Consider the following 22225-nt stretch of genomic DNA (forward strand, 5'->3'; position numbering starts at 1 on the left):
TATAAATTAGAAGAGGTTTTCGATTTTAAATATTAAAATTAAAGCCTACCCCAAATGATTCTTGAATCTGTAAGCCTGCATACTCCTCATTATCATAGCGTGTCCTGAACATAAATTGAGTCGTCAGTAATTTATTTACCTTCATAGTAACGTGCATAGAATAATCTAAGTCTACATTTTCTGGATTGTTCAGATAATTAGAATAAAGACTGACGCGATTCTCCATTTTAATATTGCTTGCTAAATCTACTTTAAGCAAGGCAGAAGAGTAAAACCCAAGTTTATGTTTAAAAGATTCTCCTGGCAAGACACCATAAAGCTCTTTTTCATCATTACTAACGAATCTATCTAGCTCTTTATCGTATTTGTGAACATGCCCATTGATATAAATAGATTTGGCAGTAATTGGCGCAATATTGATGTACATATCATTACTTTTTTTCCACATAAATCCAGGACCTGTCGCGATATACAAAGGCGCTAACACACCTGCCGTTCGATTCTCCTTATTTAAATCTTTATCGTAGTTGTAGGTATTGGTTAATGGTGTTTGAATATTTACAAAATAAGAATAAGACCACATCCCCGGAAGTTTACCTCCAATAATAGAATTGAATTCCATTTTGTCTTGTGTCTTTCTGATTTCGAATCCATTAACCTTACTCAAACCATAATCTACCAAGAGCGTATTATCCCAAATTAAATCCTCTTTTTGGTAATTAAAATTATGTTTGAAATGTGTTTTAAGCTCGATATTACTCACGCCACCCGATTGCCAGTTTTCATATAAACTTTGGTTGATGAGCAATTTAATATTGTTTTTCTTTTTCCACCCTTGAGTGCTATCAGGGAATTTCACCTGAATACGTTTCACCTCTTTTGGAACCTCAGTAATTTGAGCTTCCGCCATAAGAACACTAAATAGCAAGAATAGAGTGAAAAAACGAATCATAGTTGCAAAATTACAAGCATAAAAAAGGCCAAACAAGTATGTTTGGCCTATTTAACAAATATTTTGATTTTAGAAATTTGCTGTTACGCCAAGTCCAAACACCTCGCGAACTTGCAATCCTTGATAAGCATTGTCATCATATACAGTTTGAACTGTTAAGTTAGTAGACAAATACTTGTTGATTTGCATCGCTAAGTTCATAGTGTAATCAATATCTACATTTTGTGGATCCTCTAAATAGTTAGAGTATAATGCCAATACGTTTTCCATAGTTACGTTCTCCATTAGCTTCACTTTGTAGTATCCAGAAGCGTAAAAACCTAACTCATAACGAGAGCTTTTACCTGGATCTACACCAAATAAAGTTACTTGATCGTTGTTAACGAAACCATCTTCGTTTGCTAATTCGTTGTTTGGATCATGTTTCCATAAAGTATCACCAATGAAAGTAACTTTAGAAGTTAGTGGTGCTAAGTTGAATTTTAAATTATCGCTTTTCTTCCAAAGCATACCTGGACCAAAAGTCAAGTAAGCTGGATTGAATAATCCAGAAGTTTCATAGTTTTTATCAGCGTCATTATCGTAGCTGTAACCGTCAGTGAATTGAGTTCTTAAGTTAGCAAAAAGTGAGTAACTCCAGTTTCCAAAGGCTTTTCTACCAACCAATGAGTTAATTTCTAATCTATCATCAGTTTTACGGTAATCTTGGTCTTCGTTTTTTGTCAGACCGTAACCAAACATAAATCTATTATCCCATGTCCAGTTTCCTTTTTTAAGGTTTGCATCGTAGTTAATGTTTACGTTACCTGCAATGTTACTTACTCCACCAGCAACCCAATTAGAGAATGCTGATTGATTAAATAAAACCGTTGCAGTTCCACCTGTTTTCCACCCATCTGGAATGGTATCGTTTACACTAATTTCTGCTTTAGAGGTGTGCGTTTTAACCTCTGTAAGTTGAGCAAAACTCAAGGTAAAAAGACCTAATGTCAATAAACTAAGTACTTTTTTCATTTTGGTTATTTTAAAAATTTAGCGTGCAAATATATAACTTTTCACTAAAGTGCTATTCTCGCAGAGCATTTTTAACTTTAATACAATTTATTGAGTGCAGAATGGCTGATTTTTATTGAATTATAAAAAATTCAAATTAAGACATCCAATCATTCACTTTGTGCTCTAAAAACTCAACCAAATCATCTCGGTCGTTTAAGCATGGGATATAAGTGAACTCTTCACCGCCGGCTTCTAAAAATTCTTCTTTGCCTTCCATTTCTAATTCTTCTAAGGTTTCTAAACAATCAGAAATAAAAGCCGGAGCAACAACAGCGATCTTTTTTACTCCTTTTTCTGGAAAGCCTTCTAGGGTAGCATCCGTGTAAGGTTGAATCCATGGGTCGCTTCCTAATCTAGATTGAAAAGATTGGAAAACTTGTTTATTGGTCAGTCCAAGTTCTTTTCTCACCAACTCCGTGACTTTATAGCTTTGATGTCTATAGCAAGTGGCATGCGATGGATTATCCTCCTTAAAACAGCATTTACCAATCTCGCAAGTATTGGTCTTGTCGGTTTTGTAAATATGTCTTTCTGGAATTCCATGGTAAGAGAATAAAACTTTGTCAAATTCCTCTGGCAAATGATCTTTAATAGACTGAGATAGAATCTTAATATACTCAGGATCATTATAGAAAGCTGGTAAATAAGTTAATTTTAAATCAGAAAAGTATTTAGCTTTAACCTCATTGGTCTTGTCAATCACAGTTTCTGTGGTACTCATAGCATATTGAGGATACAACGGAATCACGAAAATATCTTCGCAGCCTTGTGATTTTAGCTTTTCTAGACCTGATTTAATACTAGGATTACCATAGCGCATCGCCATTTCCACCGGAAAATCGAATTTCTTTTGAAGCTTTTCTCTTAAGCGTTCGGTCAGAACAATTAAAGGCGAACCTTCATCCCACCAAATTTTACGATAAGCTTCAGCTGATTTTTTTGGACGTGATGGTAGAATAAAAAGTGGAAGAATGATATTTCTAACATACCATACATCTATGACTTTTGGATCAGTAAGAAACTCCTTCAAATATCTTCTAACATCTTTTGTCTCGGTAGAATCAGGTGACCCTAAATTAACTAATAATACTCCTTTCTTCATTGTTCTACAAAGGTAATTAACTAGCACATCATAAACCATATAATCTATATTGATTTTAATCAATGGCTGTATTTATTAAACTTATTTAAGTTCGATGAATTGCCTGCGTTTAGAAAATCTTAATTTTAGTTACCTTTACGCCATGGATGATTATTTGAATCCGGACGATGAGTTCTTTCCTGAAGAGGAACTACAGCAGGAAGAAAAATTTAGACCACAGAGTTTTCAAGACTTTGCTGGTCAGGTACATATTTTAGATAATTTAGAAGTCTTTGTGAAGGCCGCCAAGCTTAGACACGAAGCGCTAGACCATGTGTTACTACACGGACCTCCGGGGTTGGGTAAAACCACTTTAGCACATATTATCGCCAATGAATTAGGCGTTGGAATTAAAGTTACTTCTGGTCCTGTTTTGGACAAACCGGGTGATTTAGCTGGGCTTTTAACTAACCTAGAAGAAAATGATATTCTTTTTATTGATGAGATTCACCGAATGTCATCAGTGATTGAGGAATATTTATATTCTGCCATGGAGGATTATAAAATCGATATCTTGATTGAATCAGGTCCTAACGCTAGATCGGTTCAAATCGATTTGAATCCATTCACATTGATTGGAGCTACCACGAGATCTGGTTTGCTGACTGCACCTTTACGAGCAAGATTCGGGATTAATTTTAGGTTTGAATATTATAATGTTGAGTTATTAACTTCCATTATTGAAAGAAGTTCTAGAATTTTGAATACGCCAATTGAAGAGCAAGCCGCCATAGAAATTGCTGGACGAAGCCGTGGTACACCTAGAATTGCGAATGCATTACTAAGAAGAACACGTGATTTTGCACAGATTAAAGGAAATGGAAAAATCGATCCTGCTATCGCAAAGTATAGCTTACAAGCTTTGAAGGTAGATCAAAATGGTTTAGACGAAATGGATAATAAAATTCTTCGAACCATGATTGAGAAATTCAAAGGTGGACCGGTTGGATTAACAACTATTGCAACTGCAGTAGCCGAAAACCCTGGAACTATTGAGGAGGTTTACGAGCCATTTTTAATTCAAGAAGGTTATTTAATGCGAACTCCGCGTGGTCGTGAAGTTACGCAGAAAGCTTATGAACATTTAGGCATCAATAGACCTGAAGATCAAGGGAGATTATTTTAAAAATACTCCTATGAAATCACCTGCCGATTATTCTCTACTCATTAAAGAAAAGGCCAAGGAACTTGGTTTTATGCATTGCGGGATATCTAAAGCAGGTTTTCTAGAAGAAGATGCTCCACGCCTAGAGAAATGGTTAAAGTCAGGTTTTCATGGAGAAATGGGTTACATGGAAAACCATTTTGATAAGCGTCTAGATCCTACAAAGCTGGTTCCTGGAGCAAAATCTGTGGTATCATTAACCTATAATTATTTCCCTGAACAACAGCAAAGAGAAGATAGTTTTAAGATTTCAAAATACGCTTACGGCAAGGATTATCATTTTATTATTAAAGATAAACTAAAAGAATTTTTCCAGTGGATTCATCAGGAAATTGGAGAAATAGATGGTCGTGTTTTTGTTGATTCTGCTCCTGTTTTAGAAAGAGCTTGGGCTGCAAAAAGTGGTATCGGTTGGATTGGTAAAAATGCCAATTTATTAACCAAACAAGTAGGTTCTTTCTACTTTCTAAGTGAACTTATCATTGATTTAGAACTTGCTCCCGACGGCCCAACTACCGATCACTGTGGAAAATGTACAGCCTGCATCGATGCTTGTCCTACTCAAGCCATTGAATCAGAAAGAGTTATAAATGGAAGTAAATGTATTTCCTACGCAACCATCGAATTAAAAAATCAGATTCCATCGAGCTTTAATAATCACATGGAAGATTGGATGTTTGGTTGCGATATTTGCCAAGATGTTTGTCCGTGGAATCGCTTTTCCAAACCTCATCAACAGCCAGAATTCATAGCGAATGATGAGATTTTAAATTACTCCAAAAAAGAATGGACTGAATTAACACAAGAACTATTCAGTGAAATCTTTAGAAAATCTCCTGTTAAACGCACAAAATATGCTGGTTTAATGAGAAATATAGAGAAATTGAATCGAACTAATTCTTAAATTAAAACTTAGTTTATTTGTCCTCCTTGAATAAGGAACCACCCTTATCCCGTTTTTGTTCATTTTCAAAAACAGAATCAATTTTAAGTTTATCGCTGTCCGCCGCTTCGGTTGCAAGCTTATCTGCTAGCTCGTTCCACACATTTCCAGCGTGTCCTTTAACCCAAACCAACTTAACCGAATGTTGTCTATAAACTTTTAGGAATCTTCGCCAGAGATCTTCGTTCTTTTTACCTGCGAAATTCTTTTTCTCCCAGCCAAAAACCCATCTTTTATTCACAGCATCACAAATGTATTTGGAATCCGTAAAGATGGTAATATTAGCTCTTAAGACTTTTAATTTTTCCATAGCGATTATCGTCCCCATCAACTCCATTCGGTTGTTGGTGGTCATTCGATAACCTTGTGAAAATTCTTTTTTGTACTTTTTCTCGGGAACTAACAGCACTACGCCATATCCGCCTCTACCTGGATTTCCACGTGAAGAGCCATCCGTATAGGCTATAATTTGCATAGTTTAGTTTAAGCTAGGAAAGTCGTCGTAATCATTATCTGTTGCGCCAAATTCCACATTTAAATGTGCCATTTGAACGGCTGCAACAGCTGCTTCTACTCCTTTGTTACCATGCTTACCTCCTGCTCTATCGATAGATTGTTGCTCGTTATCGTCTGTTAAAACACAGAAAATAACAGGCACATCATAGGCCACGTTTAAATCTTTGATTCCTTGAGTAACTCCTTGGCAAACATAGTCAAAATGAGCTGTTTCTCCTCTAATCACAGATCCAATAGCAATCACAGCGTCCACATAGTTTTCACACATCATTTTACTACCATATACCAACTCAAAACTACCAGGAACATCGATTTGCAAGATGTTTTCCTCTAAAGCTCCTAAGTCTTTTAGGGCTTCAATAGCACCGTCTCTTAAAGCGTGCGTAATGTGATCGTTCCAATTAGAAACGACAATGCCAAACGTATAAGGTTCGGCACTGGGTAATTTATTTTTATCGTAATTCGATAAGCTTTTATTCTCTGTCGCCATTATTTTCCGGCATATTTAAGCATTTCTTCTAATTTGGTAATTTCGCCATTACCCTCTGCATCAGCATGGTTTTTCAAGTATGATTGTACAGTTTTTAAACCTCTATCATAAGCTTGTAAATCTAATGCAAGAACTGCTGCTTTTTTAGTATAAATTTGTTGTAACACCTCTAATTTAGATGCATTGATAGCACCTTCATAAGCGTCTAAACCTTCTTCTTTTTTACCTAATTGCACTAAAGCATCACCTTTAACACCCATTTTCATTGCTTTCAAAGCTTCTTCTTTTGTTGAAAAAGAATTAACTCTGTCTAGTGCTTCTTGGTATTTACCTTCTTGGTAGAATGCAATAGCTGATTTGTATTTTGCAATATTAGCAACATCTGAACCGCTATACTCCTCGATGATTTGGTTGTATCCCATATATGAACCTGGGCTACCATCTAAAGCTAAAGCCATAGAATCTGACTCGAACATTTGATCTGCTGTAACGATTTCTTTTTGTGCTTCTAAGTTTTTAGGCTCTTTAACGAACTTAAGGTAAGCAAAATAACCTACTGCAATTAAAATAAACGCACCGAAAACAATACCTAAAATCTTTGCATTCTTTTCAAGAAAGTGCTCTGATTGCTGTACTGTATTTTCCAAAGACTGAAAAGCCTCTTCCGTAGCGTATTTTTGTTCTTTTTTCTGTTTAGACATAACTATAAAATCTATAAGACGCCAAAAGTACAAAAATTAACTATAATTGAAAGATTTATTTCTATCTAGTTAAAATTATAACTTTTAGCGTCTTATCTGAATATTGTCCCTATAGCGGGATTAGCTTATGTTTTAGAACCTATATCCAACACTTAGGTGTAATAATTTAGGCGTACTTTCTGTGTTAAAATTAAAGTCATTATCTCTAACCCACTCAGTTTCTCTATCTCCTAATGGGAAGTCATATCTTAGATTAAGTGATAAATTATTTAACTCCACTCCAGCTCCTAGTTGAAAGGCTAAAGCGATTTCGTCTTGTTTAACGTTAGATAATTCATTCACGTCAATTTTATCATCGAAGTAATATGATAAAACAGGACCTGCTTGTACATAACCCATTTTTAAAACGGTTGTACCCACACTCACAGGCACATCAATTCTTTTATAAGTAACCTCATAATCCTTTCTAGCACTATCCTCGAATTTTGATTTGTAGTTCACATACATCACTTCGGGCTGAACATATAATCCAGTTAATGCAATTCTTTTGTAGACACCAATGTTATATCCCATTGATCCCTCACCCTTTGATTGATAAGCTTGGTCTACAGATTTAAACAATCCATCGTCGGCGTTATAGGTTAAACCACCTTTTACACCAAATCCTGATTGCGCAGAGAGTGATGTAGCCACGAATAAAACTAAAATACTGATAATACTCCTCATAATTTTTTGTTTTTAGGTTGATTGAATATAATGAAATAACAATGCCAATCTCAACTTTTTAAGACTTAAAATTAATTTGACATATGGAATTAAGAAATTAGAGCAAAAAAAGCTTATTTCCCTTCGCGAATAAGAGCTTCTCTTACTTTCTTCATTAAATCTGAATTGTACACAAAGTTGAATACATCTTCTTGTTCGGTATGCAAAATTTCTTGGTTGGTTCCTTCCCAAGCCTTTAAACCTTTGCTTAAGAATATAATTTTCTCACCAATCTCAATTACCGAGTTCATATCATGTGAGTTAATCACTGTAGTAATATTATATTCTTTGGTTAAATCTTGAATCAAATTATCGATCACCGTAGCCGTAGCTGGGTCTAATCCCGAGTTAGGCTCATCACAAAACAAGTATTTTGGTCTTGTAACCACCGCTCGAGCAATAGCTACACGTTTCTGCATTCCACCCGAGATTTCAGCAGGATATTGTTTAAAGGATTCTTCTTTTAAATTTACTCGCTTCAATACTTCGTGGGCTCTGTCCATCATCTCCGAGCGTGACAAGTCACTAAACATTTCTAATGGAAACATTACGTTTTCCTCCACCGTTAAGAAGTCTAATAAAGCGGAATATTGAAAAACTGTACCGATATTCTTGCGGCGTTCTTGCTTAGATTCCTTGGTATCATTAGCAGAATTATCACCATCATAAATAATCTCTCCACCTGTTGGCTCAAATAATCCGAGCAGACATTTAAAGAAAACTGTTTTTCCAGCTCCAGAAGAACCAATAATTAAACTCGTTTTTCCTTCCTCAAATGTGGTTGAAATGCCTTTTAAAACTTGAACATCATCAAAAGACTTTTCTAAATTATTCACCTCTATCATACCAATAACATTTGAGTTAATATCAAGTTCAAAACAATGATAACCACACAAGTCCAAACCACAGCGGTAGTACTTGCTCTACCCACTTCTAAACTTCCTCCATCTACATAAAATCCAAAATATGCTGGAATAGTAGCAATAACAAAAGCAAAAACCTCCATTTTAATGAAAGTATAGGTATAAAACCAAGTATCAAAATCCATTTGAAGCCCTTCTACAAAATCTACGGTAGACCACTGACCCGTAATAGCACCCACCAAATAAGCTCCTAAAATACCTGTTACTAAACTCACCATAAGCAGAACAGGGTAAAAAAGAAGTGAGGCTATAATTTTTGGTAGAATTAAAAAGTTAGCCGCATTCACGCCCATCACTTCTAGAGCATCTATTTGTTCGGTTACCCGCATAGATCCAATACTGGAGGCAATAAAAGAACCTACTTTACCTGCCAGGATAATACACATAATCGTAGACGAAAACTCCAAAACCAAAACCACTTTGGTTGCATAACCTACATACGCATCAGGAACAGGAAAGGCTGCTCCTTTAAAGTTTTGGTACATTTGTATGGCCAAAACAGCTCCCATAAATAGGGAAAGAAAGGCTGTTAAGCCCAAAGAATTGAAACCTAAATCGTGTATCTCTCTTATAATAAGCTTATAATACACCCTTGGATTCTTAGGAATCCTAAAGGAATCGCCTAATAGCATAAAATACTTGCCGATGGCTTTTAATGACGGAATCAATAAATACATAAAGCTAAATTACATTATTTAGCAATAGCAGTAAAATTTATTATTTTTGAATCTTGTTTACAGAAAAATTAAATCCATATCTTATTCCTGGCGCATTAGAATACATCAATCTATGGTGTGATGGTTATCCGGTGCGTTTAGTTATAAAAAATGCCAGAACCACCAAGTTGGGTGATTACATCAAACGAGATGGCAAGCATCAAATTACCCTCAACCATGGTTTAGACAAGGCCTTAAGTTTTCATATTCTCACCCACGAAATTGCGCATATGCACGCAAGAGAAATGTATGGAAGAAGCATTAAACCTCATGGCCCCGAATGGAAGTCAATTTTTTCTAATTTAATTCTACAGACAATCCATTTATTTGAGCCAGAATTACAGACTATTTTAAAAGAGTTTGCCAAAAACCCAAGAGCTGGATATTATTCTTATCGACCTCTAGCTGCCTATTTTCAAAAGAAAGAAAACGCAGAAGTTGTTCACCTACAAGACTTGCCGATAGGAACAGTTTTCAGAATTAAAGATAAAATATATAAAAAAGGGCAAAAGAGAAAAATACGATATCTTTGCAAAAATCTGGCGACGGGTAAGCAGTATAGCGTCCACCCTTTAGCGCCTATAAATGAGATAATTGAAGATGGAAAAAGCGGATAGTAAAAATACATATTGTGTGATCATGGCAGGGGGGATAGGAACGAGGTTTTGGCCATTGAGCACATCCAAATTTCCAAAGCAATTTCACGATGTCTTAGGTACTGGGCAGACACTTATTCAACAGACTTATAATAGGTTGAAAAAGATTACTGATGCCGAGCGAATTTTTGTCATTACAGATAAAATATATACCGATTTGGTGGCTAAGCAGTTACCAGAAATGGAGGAAATGCAAATTATAGCAGAACCTATGGGAATGAATACCGCGATTTGTGCTTTGTATTCAGCTATGAAAATTAAAAAAATTAATCCTGATGCAAATATTTTATTGTGCCCATCTGATCACCTGATTATGGATGAGCAAAAATTTGCAGAAAAAGCAGAATTAGCCCTTTCAAACCTTTCAAAAAATAATGGTTTATATACTTTAGGAATTGAACCCACACGCCCTGACACAGGTTATGGTTATATTCAGTTTATCGAAAATGACCAAGAAATTAAAAAGGTTAAAACATTTACCGAAAAACCTAATAGAGAATTAGCTGAAAGTTTCTTGCACTCAGGTGATTTCTTATGGAACTCGGGTATCTTTATTTGGTCGGCGGATACCATCATTAAAGCTTTTGAAACTTATTTACCAGACATGTATCAAAGTTTTAAGAACATTGAAGATGACATCAATACAGATAAAGAAGAAAAGCAGGTGAAAAAGATTTATCCTACGGTTCAAAAGATATCAATTGATGTAGGTATCATGGAGAAACATAAGAAAGTTTTTGTTCTTCCGTCTAGTTTTGGCTGGAGCGATTTAGGTACATGGACTTCTTTATATGAAAACCACGATCGCGACAAAAACCGTAATGCTGTTGTTGGAAATTGGGTTAGAATGTATGAATCTAAAGGTAATATGGTTCATGTTGAAGGTAAAAAAGCAGTTGTAATAGAAGGATTAGAGGACTATATTGTTGTAGATACCGAAAAATCTCTTTTAATCTGCCCATTGAACAGTGATCAAGAAGTAAAAAAATACGTGAATGATCTTAAATTAAACAAAGGAGAAAATTTTGTTTAAATTTACTTCATAGATAAGTAATAAAGTTGAACATGACAGAAAACGATAAACAACCCCACGGTTTTATTACCGAGACCTTGGATTTCGTCAAAACTGTATTCAATATTCAGGAACATATTGATAAACAGCGTGCTCGTGATGAAATCTTAGCAAGCATTAACTTTAAGGGGATGGCTTCTTTCATTTTGATGGCTTCTGTTATGGTAGCTTCGATTGGATTGAATGCAAACTCTGTAGCAGTTGTAATTGGAGCGATGTTAATTTCACCACTTATGGGACCCATCGTTGGATTGGGATATTCCGTAGCGGTGAATGACTGGGAAACCTTAAGAAGATCTCTTATCAACTTCGGGATTATGGTGGTTATTGCGTTATTAACCTCCACCATCTATTTCGCGCTTGTTCCACTCAAGTCTCTAACCATGGAACTTAGAGGACGTATTGAGCCAACTTCCCTAGATGTAATGATTGCGTTCTTTGGTGGTTTTGCTGGAATTGCAGCTCTAAGTAGTAAAGTTAGAAATGCCAACGTAATTGCGGGTGTAGCTATTGCAACGGCACTTATGCCTCCTTTATGTACGGCAGGTTATGGAATTGCCATGGGTGGGGAGAAAATTGGATATAAAGACTTCACAGGTTTTGCGGCTGCGCTGAATGCTATGTATCTTTTCTTTATCAACTCGATTTTTATTGCTATTGCGACCTTCTTATTTGCTAAACTTAGTAGGTTTCCTTTGGCTAAGTTCCAGAATGCTGAACAAGCTAAGAGAACCAACTGGATGATTGCTGGAGTTGCAATTATTACTATGATTCCAAGTAGTTTCATTTTCTATAAAATTGTAAATGAAGAGGTGTATAATGCTAAAGTCAGAAGGTTCTTATCAGAGGAAGTGGAAACAACTTATACCAACGCCTTTTTTGATATTCACAGACCAACTTTCTCTAAAAATGATTCGATGAAAATTGTATCTATTTCTACAATTTCACAGAGAATTCCTCAGGAGGTAATTGAAAACTGGAATCGTGTTTTGCAATCGAAATATAAGATACAAAACACACAATTAATTGTACATCAGGGAGCTTTTGATGAAAACATTATACAAAAGAAAGGAGAAGAGTTTATTCAATCTCTATATGCTTCTACAGGAGTTGAAATACAGAAAAAGGATTCAACCATTAATGCTTTAAAAAATCAAATTTCTCGACTAGATAGTGACACTATTCCATTCTATACTATTTCAAGGGAGCTGAAATCTCAATACCCTAATTTACAACACTTTGGATATGCTATTTTCAATTACAAGGATTATAATAAGAAGGGTAAAACTGTAATGCCGACCTTTATCATCACTTGGAATAACAAGTCTAAATCGAGAGCAACTGTTAGGCTTCAATCACAAGACGAAGAAAGAATCAAATCATATTTAAAGGCTAGATTAAAACTCGATACAATTCAGCTTTTAAAAGAGTAATTGATTCACTCTTTAGTTTTGAAAACGCCAACGAATTGAATCATTGGCCTTAAGAAATTGACTTTAAATTAATTTCTACAACTTAGGAATAGAGCCATTTTTTATGTTTATATTTCTTGGTTCAAGATTAATTTCTTGCATTAAAAAAAGTTAACTTTACCACATGTTTTTAGAGAACACCATAAATCATCAACATCGTAGTGGCTGGATAGAAGTCATCTGTGGCTCTATGTTTTCCGGCAAAACCGAAGAGCTAATTCGTAGGTTGAAACGAGCTGAATTTGCTGGGCAGAAAGTAGAAATCTTCAAACCTGCTGTTGACACGAGATACGCCGATGAAGATGTGGTTTCGCATGATCAAAATAAAGTTCAAAGTACACCTATAGAAGCTAGTTCTAATTTACCTCTCTTGGCAAGCGATTGTGATGTTGTTGGTATAGATGAGGCTCAATTTTTTGATGATGGTATTGTAGAGGTAGTTAACGCGCTTGCGAATGATGGTAAACGTGTAATCATCGCTGGTTTAGATATGGATTTTAAGGGCCGTCCTTTTGGTCCAATGCCTAATCTAATGGCAATTGCAGAATATGTAACCAAAGTCCATGCGATTTGTGTTAAAACAGGAAATCTAGCGAATTATTCACACCGAAAAATCCATAGTAATAAATTGGTGGAATTGGGAGAAACTTCTGAATACGAACCTTTGAGTCGTGCTGTATTTTGGAAAACTCTAGAACAGGAACAAGAACGACAAAAAGAAAAAACATCTTAAATTATGTTTTCCTACAAACTTAGTGAGGTCGCCGATGCTATGAATGCGAAATTGGTGGGAAGCCCCGACCAAATTATTGAAAGCATTTGGATCGACTCACGCCATATAGTTTTAGCCAAAAATGGGATATTTTTTGCGCTTAAAGGTGCTCAAATCGATGGACATACCTATATTCAATCAGCCTATGACAAAGGAATAAGGAACTTTGTTGTAAGCGAAATACCTAAAAATTTAGGAGAAGCCAATTTTCTAGTCGTTGATAACCCAAAAAAGGCATTGCAAGCTTGGGCAAAACATCATAGACAAAAATTTGATTATACAGTTGTTGGAATTACAGGTAGTAATGGGAAAACCATTGTAAAAGAATGGCTTTATCAGCTTTTATATGATAAAATAAAACTCATCCGAAGTCCAAAAAGTTTTAATTCTCAGATTGGGGTCCCCATTTCAGTTTTAGAAATGATGGACGGGATTTCTTTAGCTATTTTTGAATTAGGAATTTCTCAACCCAATGAAATGATGCAGATTAGCGACATCGTTAAGCCTAATCTAGCTGTCATTACAAACATTGGTGAGGCACATTCCGAATTTTTTGAAGATAGAGAGCAGCATATTCAAGAGAAAATTCAGATTGCTGAACATGCCGAAATCATTATATATCCTTCTGATGATACAGCATTTAAACAAGCTATCAAGAATAAATATCCGAATAAAAAACATATTAGTTTTGGCGAAAGCAGTGACGCAGATATCCAAAAACTTGAAACTAAAGAAGGTTTAAATGTTAATTTCAAGAATAAAACTTACCAACTTCCTTTTGAATATAAGGATGAAGCTTCGCTGAATAATGCACTTATTTGTTTTGCTGTTCTTACACAACTAGACATTGATTTAGAGGATGTTTTAGATGATTTCAAAAGACTTATGCCGGTCGAAATGAGGCTAGAAGTATTAGAAGGTTCACATCAGATTGAAATAATAAATGATGCTTTTAATTCTGATTTATCTTCAATTCCCATTGCATTGAATGTCTTAAATCACCATGCAAAACCAAAAAAGACTTTAATTCTAACCGATATTCTTCAAAACCGACAAAAAGGAGCTGCTTTGTACCAAGAAGTAGCCGATTGGGTGAATGCTTATCCTATCCAAAAAGTTGTCTTAATTGGAGAAGAAATCACAGAATTTAAAGCTTTGTTCAAAAACTTATATGCTAGCTTTAAAGACACTGCTAGCTTTTTAAATGAATTGAAAGCTTCTGACTTCGCAGGCGAGACTATTTTACTCAAAGGGGCTAGAAAATTTGAATTAGAACGAATTTCTAAAGTTTTCGAGAAAAAATCTCACGATACAATTTTAGAGGTGAATCTTCAAAATTTATTAGAGAATCTTAATTATTTTAGAAGCAAATTAAAGCCTAGCACCAAGCTCATGGCGATGGTTAAGGCATTTGGTTATGGCGCCGGTGGATTTGATATTTCTCAAGCATTAGCTTCTCAACATATCGATTATTTAGGCGTGGCCTATGCAGACGAAGGCGCGGAGTTGAGACAACAAGGGATTTCAACACCAATCATTGTGATGAACCCTGAACAAAATAGCTATACAAGTATCATTGATTCTTCTTTAGAACCAGAGATTTATAGTCTAAGAGTGCTGAGAAAATTCACTGAAAAGTTAATAGATAAAAACATAGCTACGGCTTATCCTATTCACATTAAGTTGAATACCGGAATGAATCGTTTAGGTTTTAAACCTGAAGATATTTCTGAGTTAGTTCAGGAGTTAGCTGACAATCCTTATGTGAAGGTAAAGACTATTTTCTCACATTTAGCTACGAGCGATGTTCCAAGTGAACACGCTTTTGTGCATCAGCAAATGCAGAAATATCAGGAAATGTATGAGCGAATAGTTTCTAATATTGGATATAGGCCCACTCGACATATTTTGAATTCTGCAGGAATTTTGAATTTCCCAGACTATCAAATGGATATGGTGCGTGTCGGTATTGGAATGTTTGGAGTTTCTATGGGTTCAGAGCATCAAAAACACTTGAAACCTGTTGTTACTTTTAAGACAGTAATCTCACAAATTTCAACCTTACAAGCGGGTGATACGGTGAGTTATGGTAGGAACTTCAAAGCAAATGAAATCACTAAAATTGCCACACTGCCGGTAGGTTATGCGGATGGTCTAAAACGATCACTTGGAAATGAAAATGGTCATGTTTCTATTCACGGACAATTAGCACCCATTATTGGCACAGTATGTATGGACATGATGATGGTTGATATCTCTGGAATCAATTGTCAAGAAGGTGATGAAGTTATAATTTTTGGTGAAAAACCAAGCCTTGAAGAAGTTGCCGAGCAATGTAACACCATTACTTATGAAATTTTAACCTCGATTTCTTCTCGTGTTAAAAGGATTTATCTAAAAGAGTAATTATTGACTTATCAACTTGCTACAAACTAGCCTAAAAGCCTTGCTTTTCTATACTTTTATCATTAATTTTATGTCATTCTACTAAGACTTAGAATATGGTCTTAGATTCTAAAATTAAATTTTAATCTTTAATATAAAATTATGAGTAAATTTCAAGAGAAGTATGACACTGTAGAGTCTGCTTTAAAAGACATGGGTGTTAAGGTAAATACCGAGCTTTTAACTGCGGTTTGTAAAGGTTTAGGGCCTGCTTTGTACAACAATGATGCTTCTACTGTTGCGTCATCCGATAAAGAAGAATTAGACCGTTTAAAGAAAAACTTCTTACAGAAAAAACTAGGTCTATCTGATTCTGACGATTTAGATGGAGCGATTGACAAAGTTGTAGAAACCATGGGAAGATCTAACCCAAGAAAATACCGTGCAGCTTTCTATTATTTATTAACCGAGCATTTCAGAAAAGAGAGTGTTTATTTATAAATAAAGCACTTTATAATATTTAATAAAAAACAGCCTCAATATTACTATTGAGGCTGTTTTTTTATTGCTGTCTATTGGAATCATGAGTAATTCAATACTGCTTCTTAAACTTTAAGCAAAATAAAGCCCGAAGCTTAAGGCCTCGGGCTAAACTAACTATGTATGAGGACTATAGTTATTTCTTAATAAATTTCACATTTACCACTTGTCCTTCTGCATTTCTCATAACTGCGATATACGTACCTACTGGTAAGCTACCTACAGCTTTAGAAGATCCTACTAACTGACCGTTAGTGTTGTAAATAGCAATATCTTTTGCTTCAAATCCAGCTACATTTAATTCTCCGTTTGCTACTGCAACTTTAACTAAAGCAGTATTAAAGTTTGGATTACGAACACTTAAGTTATCGATGATATCTTCGCTATCTCTTGGGAAGATTTGTGCATCATCGTTAAATCTAGAAGCGATACCTACTAAATGAACTGTACCTTCTGGAAGAGCTGTTCCAATATAATCTGCATCGTAGAAATTCGTACGAACGATTAAGTTCTCTGCTGATCCAGTTTGCATGAAATCATAGTTTGTTCCAGCGTTCCAATCTCCAGTAGCATCTGTTGAAACATTTTCAATCTTGATTAATTGAGACTCATAAGCAGTGATGTTTGCATTTAACTCTTCAACAGTAACCACTACAGGCATAACCTCGTTTCCTGTTGAAGTTACAACACCTGTATCCGCTGTTGGGATAAACTGCATAAGTCCTCTAAATACAGAAATTGTACCTTGTAATCCAGAAACTCCATCATATTGATTGTATGCGGTAGTAATTAAACCTGCATTATCATCAATTAAAATAGCTCCTGTAGAATCTTGAATCCATTTTTGACCTCTAAAGTCTTGTTGCATTGTGATGATTGCTTCACTCGTTAAAGTATAAATACTTCCATCTGTAGCTCCAGCTCTTAATTCTGCAATGCTAGAAACCTCATTCTGTCCTGGGATAGAGAAGTTAACTGTAGCAGAAGCTTCTGGGTCTAAAGCGTTGTGATCTCCATCAACTAACCACATGTTTAAAGTGTGAGAACCTGATGTTAATCCAGATAAAGTAAATGCATCTGTAGAGTATAACATTTGAGCCTCACCATCATTTAATGAATAATGAACGTGACCATCAGTTCCAACCACAAAGTTATTTACAACAAACTCAACTGTAGTTTCAGTTGTACCAGCTGCTAAAACTTCGCCTTCTGAAGGAGAAGAAATAAAGATTTCTGGAGAAGTAGTTGCACAATCTAAACATGTTACCGTGTAGTTATCGATAATAACAAATGCTCCAACCTCTGCATCAAATACATCAGCTTCGTCATAGAATCTTAAACCAACTGGAACACTTCCTGTTTCAGATGCAGTAAACTCATATGAAATAGTTTGCCACTCACCTACTAATGCAGGATCTGAATAAGTTCCCCAATCTGTACCATAAATTCTAGTTTTAGAAGCATTATCTAATTGATAAACGTCTACTGTAATTTCGTAAGTTTTTCCGATTTCAACAGCTACGTTCTGTCTAAAATCTGTGTTACCTTGGGTAGCTGTAATTACTTGAAATTTCGCTGCAGAAGAACCTTCTGAAACAATTGTACTTTCTTGTGTAATTACTGTACCATCTTCACTAGTCCAAACGTCTAAAACGCCGTCAGTCCAGTTTTCCATTCCACCATTTTGAGCGATATTTTGCCCAAAAGCGAAAGAGAAAGGGATTAGTAATAAAAATAAATAAAGATTTCTCATAGTTATAATATTGTTTAATATTCCAAAGTTACAAATTATTAGCTTATTTAATTAATTTTTAGACTTTAAAACAGCTAATTACTGAACTTTGGAATATTATTTAAGATTAGAAATTATAAACCACTTGCCCAACTTCTTGCCCAAGCATTTACATTTGTTCCGTTGGCACTCTCATCAATATTAATAAATTGGCTTTCCTCGAATTCAACTCCAGATGCATTTTTAACTTTAGTAGTTACGTCTTCAAATTTACCTTTAACAGCTAATTCACCGTTTAATACGTGATCTCCTGAAGTCAATGAAGTATCTTCTGAACCGTTTCCTTTAATTTGAAATGCTCTACCAAATCCTCTTACAACAATGTTGTTGAATGTTGCTTTAGTTGCTTCTCTCAATCGAACTCCTTCGTATGAACCAACGTTAATTCCTTCTTGATTTTGAACATCCGTAGCTGAACCTAATCCTTCGATAGTTACATTCGTTAAAGTTGGGTTAGAATAGAAAACTGGATCAACATTGATACCTAAATCTGGGTTGTAACCATCTCCTTCGATCGCTTTGTCATATTTAGTTCCTTCGTGACGAATATAAACATCTGTAATATTCCCTGAGTATCCTTCAGTCCAGTCTAATGAATCATCTTCGTTACCGATTAAAACGATGTTGTTAGCGTTTACAGTTCCACCAAAGAACTCAACACCATCATCAGAACCATAGTAAGATTCAATGTGGTTAACAATAGTTCCGTTTCCTACACCGTAGAAAGAAAATCCGTTATTTTCTGATGCTGCATCAACTGCTCCACCTGAATATTCAACTTTTACGTATTCAACCACACCTGAATTATCGTTTGGATCTGTTCCACCATAGTTAAATCCACCGATTTCTGAAGTTGCTGTAAGACCAGAGTTGATAGGTGCTCTACCTAATAAAATTAACCCACCCCAAGCTCCTGGAGTTTTGTCCTCAGCTGTCAATAAAATGGGTTGACTTGCTGTTCCTTGCGCCATAATTTTTGCGCCTTGCATAACTGCGATATAAACGTCTGCTCCGTTTTGAGCTATAATTTGAGTTCCTGCAGGAATTGTTAATGTTCCTCCTTCTTTTACGATTAATGGACCATTTAAAGAGTAAACAACATTAGCGTCTAATACTTTATTTTCACCATTTAATACAAATCCGCTTAGCGTACTTGTTGTTGGCGCTGGAATACCTCCATTTCCGTAATCAATATCTTGATTTATGGTTAAACTTCCACCATCATCCTCACATGAAGTTACAGCGAAGATTGAAAATACAACGGCAAGATTTAATAATAGTTTTTTCATTTTTGTAAGTTTTACTTTTAATACTATTCTATGTTTTGTTAAAATTTATATGTTAATTCGAATGAGAAAATTTGTCCTTTTTTAAAGCTTTCTAGCACTACGTCATTTCCAGATGTTTCTCTAAATATTTCTATTGCAGGATTTAATAAGTTTTTAGCTCCTAGTTTGAAAGATGTGTTTCTACCTAAGTCTGCAGACATTAAAAGGTCTAGCGTAGGAATTCCTTTTTCTACTTTATTACCAATTTGTCCCGAACCTAAAGCGTAGATTCTATCTGAAAAGTAGTTTCCTACTAAAGTGAAGGTTGGCTCAAACCCATCCCATTTTTTTCTGAAGTTAAGATCGGCTTGTGTTATAAAATCCGAAGCTCCTTGTAGCTTGTCATCCTTGCGGTTGAAAGTAACGTTTCTTGTTCCGTTGATTTCGCTATACAAATCTTGATTAGTTTTAATGTATGAAGCATTGAATCCAAGGAATAACTCTGTTTTATCTGTACTTAAGATGTCTTTCTTAAAATCGATCTCAGCTCCAACAACAGTTGCTTTATCACCGGTTCTAAAGTAGTACTCATCTCCAGTTGCTGAAGTTCCCACGACTAAGTTGATCGGATCATTAATAACTTTGTAAAATCCTGCGATTGAAATCATTTCTGAACGATTGAAGAAGAACTCATACTTAGCATCGAAGTTTAAGATTTTAGAATAAGCCACGTCTTTCACATTTTTATATTCTTTGTCATCTGCAGTTCCTAATAAATCTGGGTTACCTCCAATTCTTGTCGTTATACCTTCATAAACGAAAGGTGCGAACTCTTTAAACTCTGGGAAGGAAACTGTTTGTGATCCTGAAATACGCAAATTGCTGTCTGCATTGATGGCGTATTTCATGTTTAAGCTTGGCAAGAATATCTGTGACTTAGATTCTGCTTTACCTGGGTTAAACAAACTACTTAAGTTGTTTACATCCCAATTAATCTTTTGGGTCACATCCTCGAACCTCATGCCTGGAATTAATAGAAGATTCTCTCCTAATTGCCACTGAAAATCCACATAGGTTGAAAGGTTGATTAAGGTTGCATCGTAAGTGTTTTCAGGCATTCCAGGCATATTATATTGTGACATATTCACCACATTAGAACCATCTTCTGGATTGGTCACATTAATAGGGTTTAAGGTGAAAGTATTGTAGTTTTCCATCCAATTTTCAATGGAGAAGAATGTATCTATGTCATCTAAAGAGCCAATATTCTTTTCAAGGAATTCATATCCGTATCTAATACTTTCGAAATCTCTCTTTTTGTATCGTGTATTTCCTCCCAAGTTGATTTTTAAATTATCTGATACATCAAACTTGAAATTGATTCTTGAGTTAAACTCATCTTCATCAATCTTTTGAAAATATCTTTGGCTATCGAAGTTGGTTGTACTTACAAAAGTTCCTAAAGTAGAAGCATCATTATCTAATAGGTTTTGATAGTTGCTGATACTTAATCTTTTTCTATCTGGTTCATCAGCATTTAAGATGTTATATCCCACTCCCCAATCCAAATTCAATTTCGGAGTCAATTCATGCTCACCCATTAATTGATTAATAAAAATTAATTCTTGATTGAACTGAACGTTTGATTGGAAAAATCCTTCGTCGGCGATATCACGCTTAAACCCTAATCCTTTATAGCCATAATAACCTACCTCATCTGAAGAGTTATTAATTAAGAACGAACTGAATTTTAAGCTTTGCTTATTGTTGAATTTCATCAAAGCCGACAACATTCCAGTACTTACTGTATTGTATTGGTATTTCTCTACATCTGGGAAAGCAAGCGTACTAATACTTGTATAAGATTGTTGATTTCCTTCTTGGTAATTGAATTCATTGGCAAAACTTCCCGCTGCGAAAAGAGATAATTTTGCACTTTCACCAAATCTGAAAGTTTCTCCTAAATTCAATGATAAGTTCGTACTCAAAGGCGTTAAACCTTTAGATTTTTCTGGTGCTAAACCTTGACCAATCACCGTAGCAAAAGGATTATCATTATATCTACCATAAAGACCAAAATAGTTGGTTCCTTCTGATTGAATCATATCTTTCCCTACCGCGTTAGAGTTAACACGAGTTCCTACACTTAAATTAATATAATCTCTACCCGAGTGTTCTTTTGAAGTGATATCTATACTACCTGCAGCAAAATCGGCGTTTCCACCTGCGTTCATGGTTTTACTAACCGATATGTTTTGTATCAAATCCGATGAGAAAAGATCGAGATCTATGTTTTTCTTATTGATATCATTAGAAGGTAGACTTAAACCATTTAAACTTGTGTGAATATATCTATCTCCCAAGCCACGAACATATACATCACTAGAAGTAGCTTGTTTTGAAACTCCTACAATCGTTGCAACCGCTCCCGACGCGTCTCCTTTACCTAAACGAGAAAGCTCTGCAGCTCCTTTGTATTCCTTAATTTCGGAAGAATTACGTTGAAGCTTTAAAACACTTGCCTCACTTTCTTTATTGGTATTGGCCTGCACCAGAACTTGACCTAAATCCTGAACCACTCCATCCTGAGATTGAACGTCCAACATAGGAGACCATTCTAAATCCTGTCCTTCTTGAACACTAATTGACTCTTGAAGTTTTTCGAATCCAAAAGCGTTAATATTAAAGGTATAGCTACCTGCAGGAATTTCTATGGAGTAAGTTCCATCTGATTCTGAATAATAAAAATAATCAGTTCCCTCGACATAAATCTCAGCTCCCGCAATTGGTAACGCATTAGTATCTGTAACAGTACCATAAATACTTGATTGAGCCCATGCTAAAACCCCGATAAAAAATGCACTAACAATGAATAATTTTCTAATCATCTTTACTTAAAT

General features: G+C 35.3%; 20 protein-coding genes. 8 read left to right on the forward strand and 12 right to left on the reverse strand.

The window, feature by feature from the left end; all coding sequences use genetic code 11:
• Positions 1–25: 25 nt before the first annotated feature.
• The 3 genes from NLM59_RS01385 to hemH all read right to left on the reverse strand — a co-directional run bounded on the left by NLM59_RS01385 (position 26) and on the right by hemH (position 3110).
• Positions 26–952 carry a DUF3078 domain-containing protein gene (locus tag NLM59_RS01385; RefSeq protein ID WP_304415947.1) on the reverse strand — a complete coding sequence of 309 codons (927 nt, stop codon included), beginning with the start codon at positions 950–952 and terminating at the stop codon, positions 26–28.
• Between the two features lie 69 nt (positions 953–1021).
• Positions 1022–1966 carry a DUF3078 domain-containing protein gene (locus tag NLM59_RS01390; RefSeq protein WP_304415948.1) on the reverse strand — a complete coding sequence of 315 codons (945 nt, stop codon included), beginning with the start codon at positions 1964–1966 and terminating at the stop codon, positions 1022–1024.
• 136 nt (positions 1967–2102) lie between these two features.
• Positions 2103–3110: a ferrochelatase gene (gene hemH / locus NLM59_RS01395; RefSeq protein WP_304415949.1), complete on the reverse strand. Its 1008-nt coding sequence runs from the start codon at positions 3108–3110 to the stop codon at positions 2103–2105.
• 142 nt (positions 3111–3252) lie between these two features.
• On the opposite strand from hemH, the gene ruvB reads away from it, so the two are divergent.
• The gene (gene ruvB / locus NLM59_RS01400; RefSeq protein WP_304415950.1) at positions 3253–4275 is read left to right on the forward strand and encodes a Holliday junction branch migration DNA helicase RuvB; all 1023 of its coding nucleotides are present in this window, start codon (positions 3253–3255) and stop codon (positions 4273–4275) included.
• A 10-nt stretch (positions 4276–4285) separates the two neighbouring features.
• Positions 4286–5218 carry a tRNA epoxyqueuosine(34) reductase QueG gene (gene queG / locus NLM59_RS01405; protein WP_304415951.1) on the forward strand — a complete coding sequence of 311 codons (933 nt, stop codon included), beginning with the start codon at positions 4286–4288 and terminating at the stop codon, positions 5216–5218.
• 13 nt (positions 5219–5231) lie between these two features.
• Here queG and NLM59_RS01410 read toward each other — a convergent pair whose 3' ends face one another.
• The 6 genes from NLM59_RS01410 to NLM59_RS01435 form a co-directional block, all read right to left on the reverse strand.
• Complete coding sequence (locus NLM59_RS01410; RefSeq protein ID WP_304415952.1) at positions 5232–5732, reverse strand: ribonuclease HI; 501 nt, start codon at positions 5730–5732, stop codon at positions 5232–5234.
• A 3-nt stretch (positions 5733–5735) separates the two neighbouring features.
• Complete coding sequence (gene ribH, locus NLM59_RS01415; RefSeq protein ID WP_304415953.1) at positions 5736–6263, reverse strand: 6,7-dimethyl-8-ribityllumazine synthase; 528 nt, start codon at positions 6261–6263, stop codon at positions 5736–5738.
• The gene (locus NLM59_RS01420; RefSeq protein ID WP_304415954.1) at positions 6263–6964 is read right to left on the reverse strand and encodes a tetratricopeptide repeat protein; all 702 of its coding nucleotides are present in this window, start codon (positions 6962–6964) and stop codon (positions 6263–6265) included. The genes ribH and NLM59_RS01420 overlap by 1 nt, the downstream gene beginning before the upstream one ends.
• Positions 6965–7096: 132 nt before the next feature.
• Positions 7097–7690, reverse strand: coding sequence for an outer membrane beta-barrel protein (locus NLM59_RS01425; RefSeq protein ID WP_304415955.1), 594 nt, complete (start codon positions 7688–7690; stop codon positions 7097–7099).
• Positions 7691–7803: 113 nt separating this feature from the next.
• Positions 7804–8574, reverse strand: a complete 771-nt coding sequence (locus NLM59_RS01430) for an ABC transporter ATP-binding protein (RefSeq protein ID WP_304415956.1) — start codon at positions 8572–8574, stop codon at positions 7804–7806.
• A complete protein-coding gene (locus NLM59_RS01435; RefSeq protein ID WP_304415957.1) occupies positions 8571–9329 on the reverse strand; it encodes an MlaE family ABC transporter permease in 759 nt (252 codons plus the stop codon). The genes NLM59_RS01430 and NLM59_RS01435 overlap by 4 nt, the downstream gene beginning before the upstream one ends.
• Positions 9330–9382: 53 nt before the next feature.
• Between NLM59_RS01435 and NLM59_RS01440 the strand changes: the two genes are divergently transcribed.
• The 6 genes from NLM59_RS01440 (at position 9383) to NLM59_RS01465 (ending at position 16226) form a co-directional block, all read left to right on the forward strand.
• Positions 9383–9985, forward strand: a complete 603-nt coding sequence (locus NLM59_RS01440; protein WP_304415958.1) for a SprT-like domain-containing protein — start codon at positions 9383–9385, stop codon at positions 9983–9985.
• A 22-nt stretch (positions 9986–10007) separates the two neighbouring features.
• On the forward strand, positions 10008–11057 hold the full coding sequence (locus tag NLM59_RS01445; protein ID WP_304415959.1) for a mannose-1-phosphate guanylyltransferase: 1050 nt from the start codon (positions 10008–10010) through the stop codon (positions 11055–11057).
• Between the two features lie 32 nt (positions 11058–11089).
• Entirely contained in the window at positions 11090–12529 is a 1440-nt protein-coding gene (locus NLM59_RS01450) for a DUF389 domain-containing protein (RefSeq protein ID WP_304415960.1), read from the forward strand.
• Positions 12530–12692: 163 nt separating this feature from the next.
• Positions 12693–13301 carry a thymidine kinase gene (locus NLM59_RS01455; protein WP_304415961.1) on the forward strand — a complete coding sequence of 203 codons (609 nt, stop codon included), beginning with the start codon at positions 12693–12695 and terminating at the stop codon, positions 13299–13301.
• A gap of 3 nt (positions 13302–13304) precedes the next feature.
• Positions 13305–15746 (forward strand): bifunctional UDP-N-acetylmuramoyl-tripeptide:D-alanyl-D-alanine ligase/alanine racemase, encoded by a 2442-nt coding sequence (locus NLM59_RS01460; protein ID WP_304415962.1) that lies wholly within the window; start codon positions 13305–13307, stop codon positions 15744–15746.
• 141 nt (positions 15747–15887) lie between these two features.
• Positions 15888–16226, forward strand: a complete 339-nt coding sequence (locus NLM59_RS01465) for a DUF2853 family protein (RefSeq protein ID WP_304415963.1) — start codon at positions 15888–15890, stop codon at positions 16224–16226.
• A 175-nt stretch (positions 16227–16401) separates the two neighbouring features.
• Here NLM59_RS01465 and NLM59_RS01470 read toward each other — a convergent pair whose 3' ends face one another.
• The 3 genes from NLM59_RS01470 to NLM59_RS01480 form a co-directional block, all read right to left on the reverse strand.
• A complete protein-coding gene (locus NLM59_RS01470) occupies positions 16402–18018 on the reverse strand; it encodes a DUF5689 domain-containing protein (protein WP_304415964.1) in 1617 nt (538 codons plus the stop codon).
• Between the two features lie 113 nt (positions 18019–18131).
• On the reverse strand, positions 18132–19346 hold the full coding sequence (locus NLM59_RS01475; protein ID WP_304415965.1) for a multidrug transporter: 1215 nt from the start codon (positions 19344–19346) through the stop codon (positions 18132–18134).
• Positions 19347–19384: 38 nt separating this feature from the next.
• Positions 19385–22213, reverse strand: coding sequence for a TonB-dependent receptor (locus tag NLM59_RS01480; protein WP_304415966.1), 2829 nt, complete (start codon positions 22211–22213; stop codon positions 19385–19387).
• Between the last annotated feature and the right edge of the window lie 12 nt (positions 22214–22225).

The sequence above is a fragment of the Profundicola chukchiensis genome, from assembly GCF_029664245.1.
Taxonomy (GTDB): domain Bacteria; phylum Bacteroidota; class Bacteroidia; order Flavobacteriales; family Weeksellaceae; genus Profundicola; species Profundicola chukchiensis.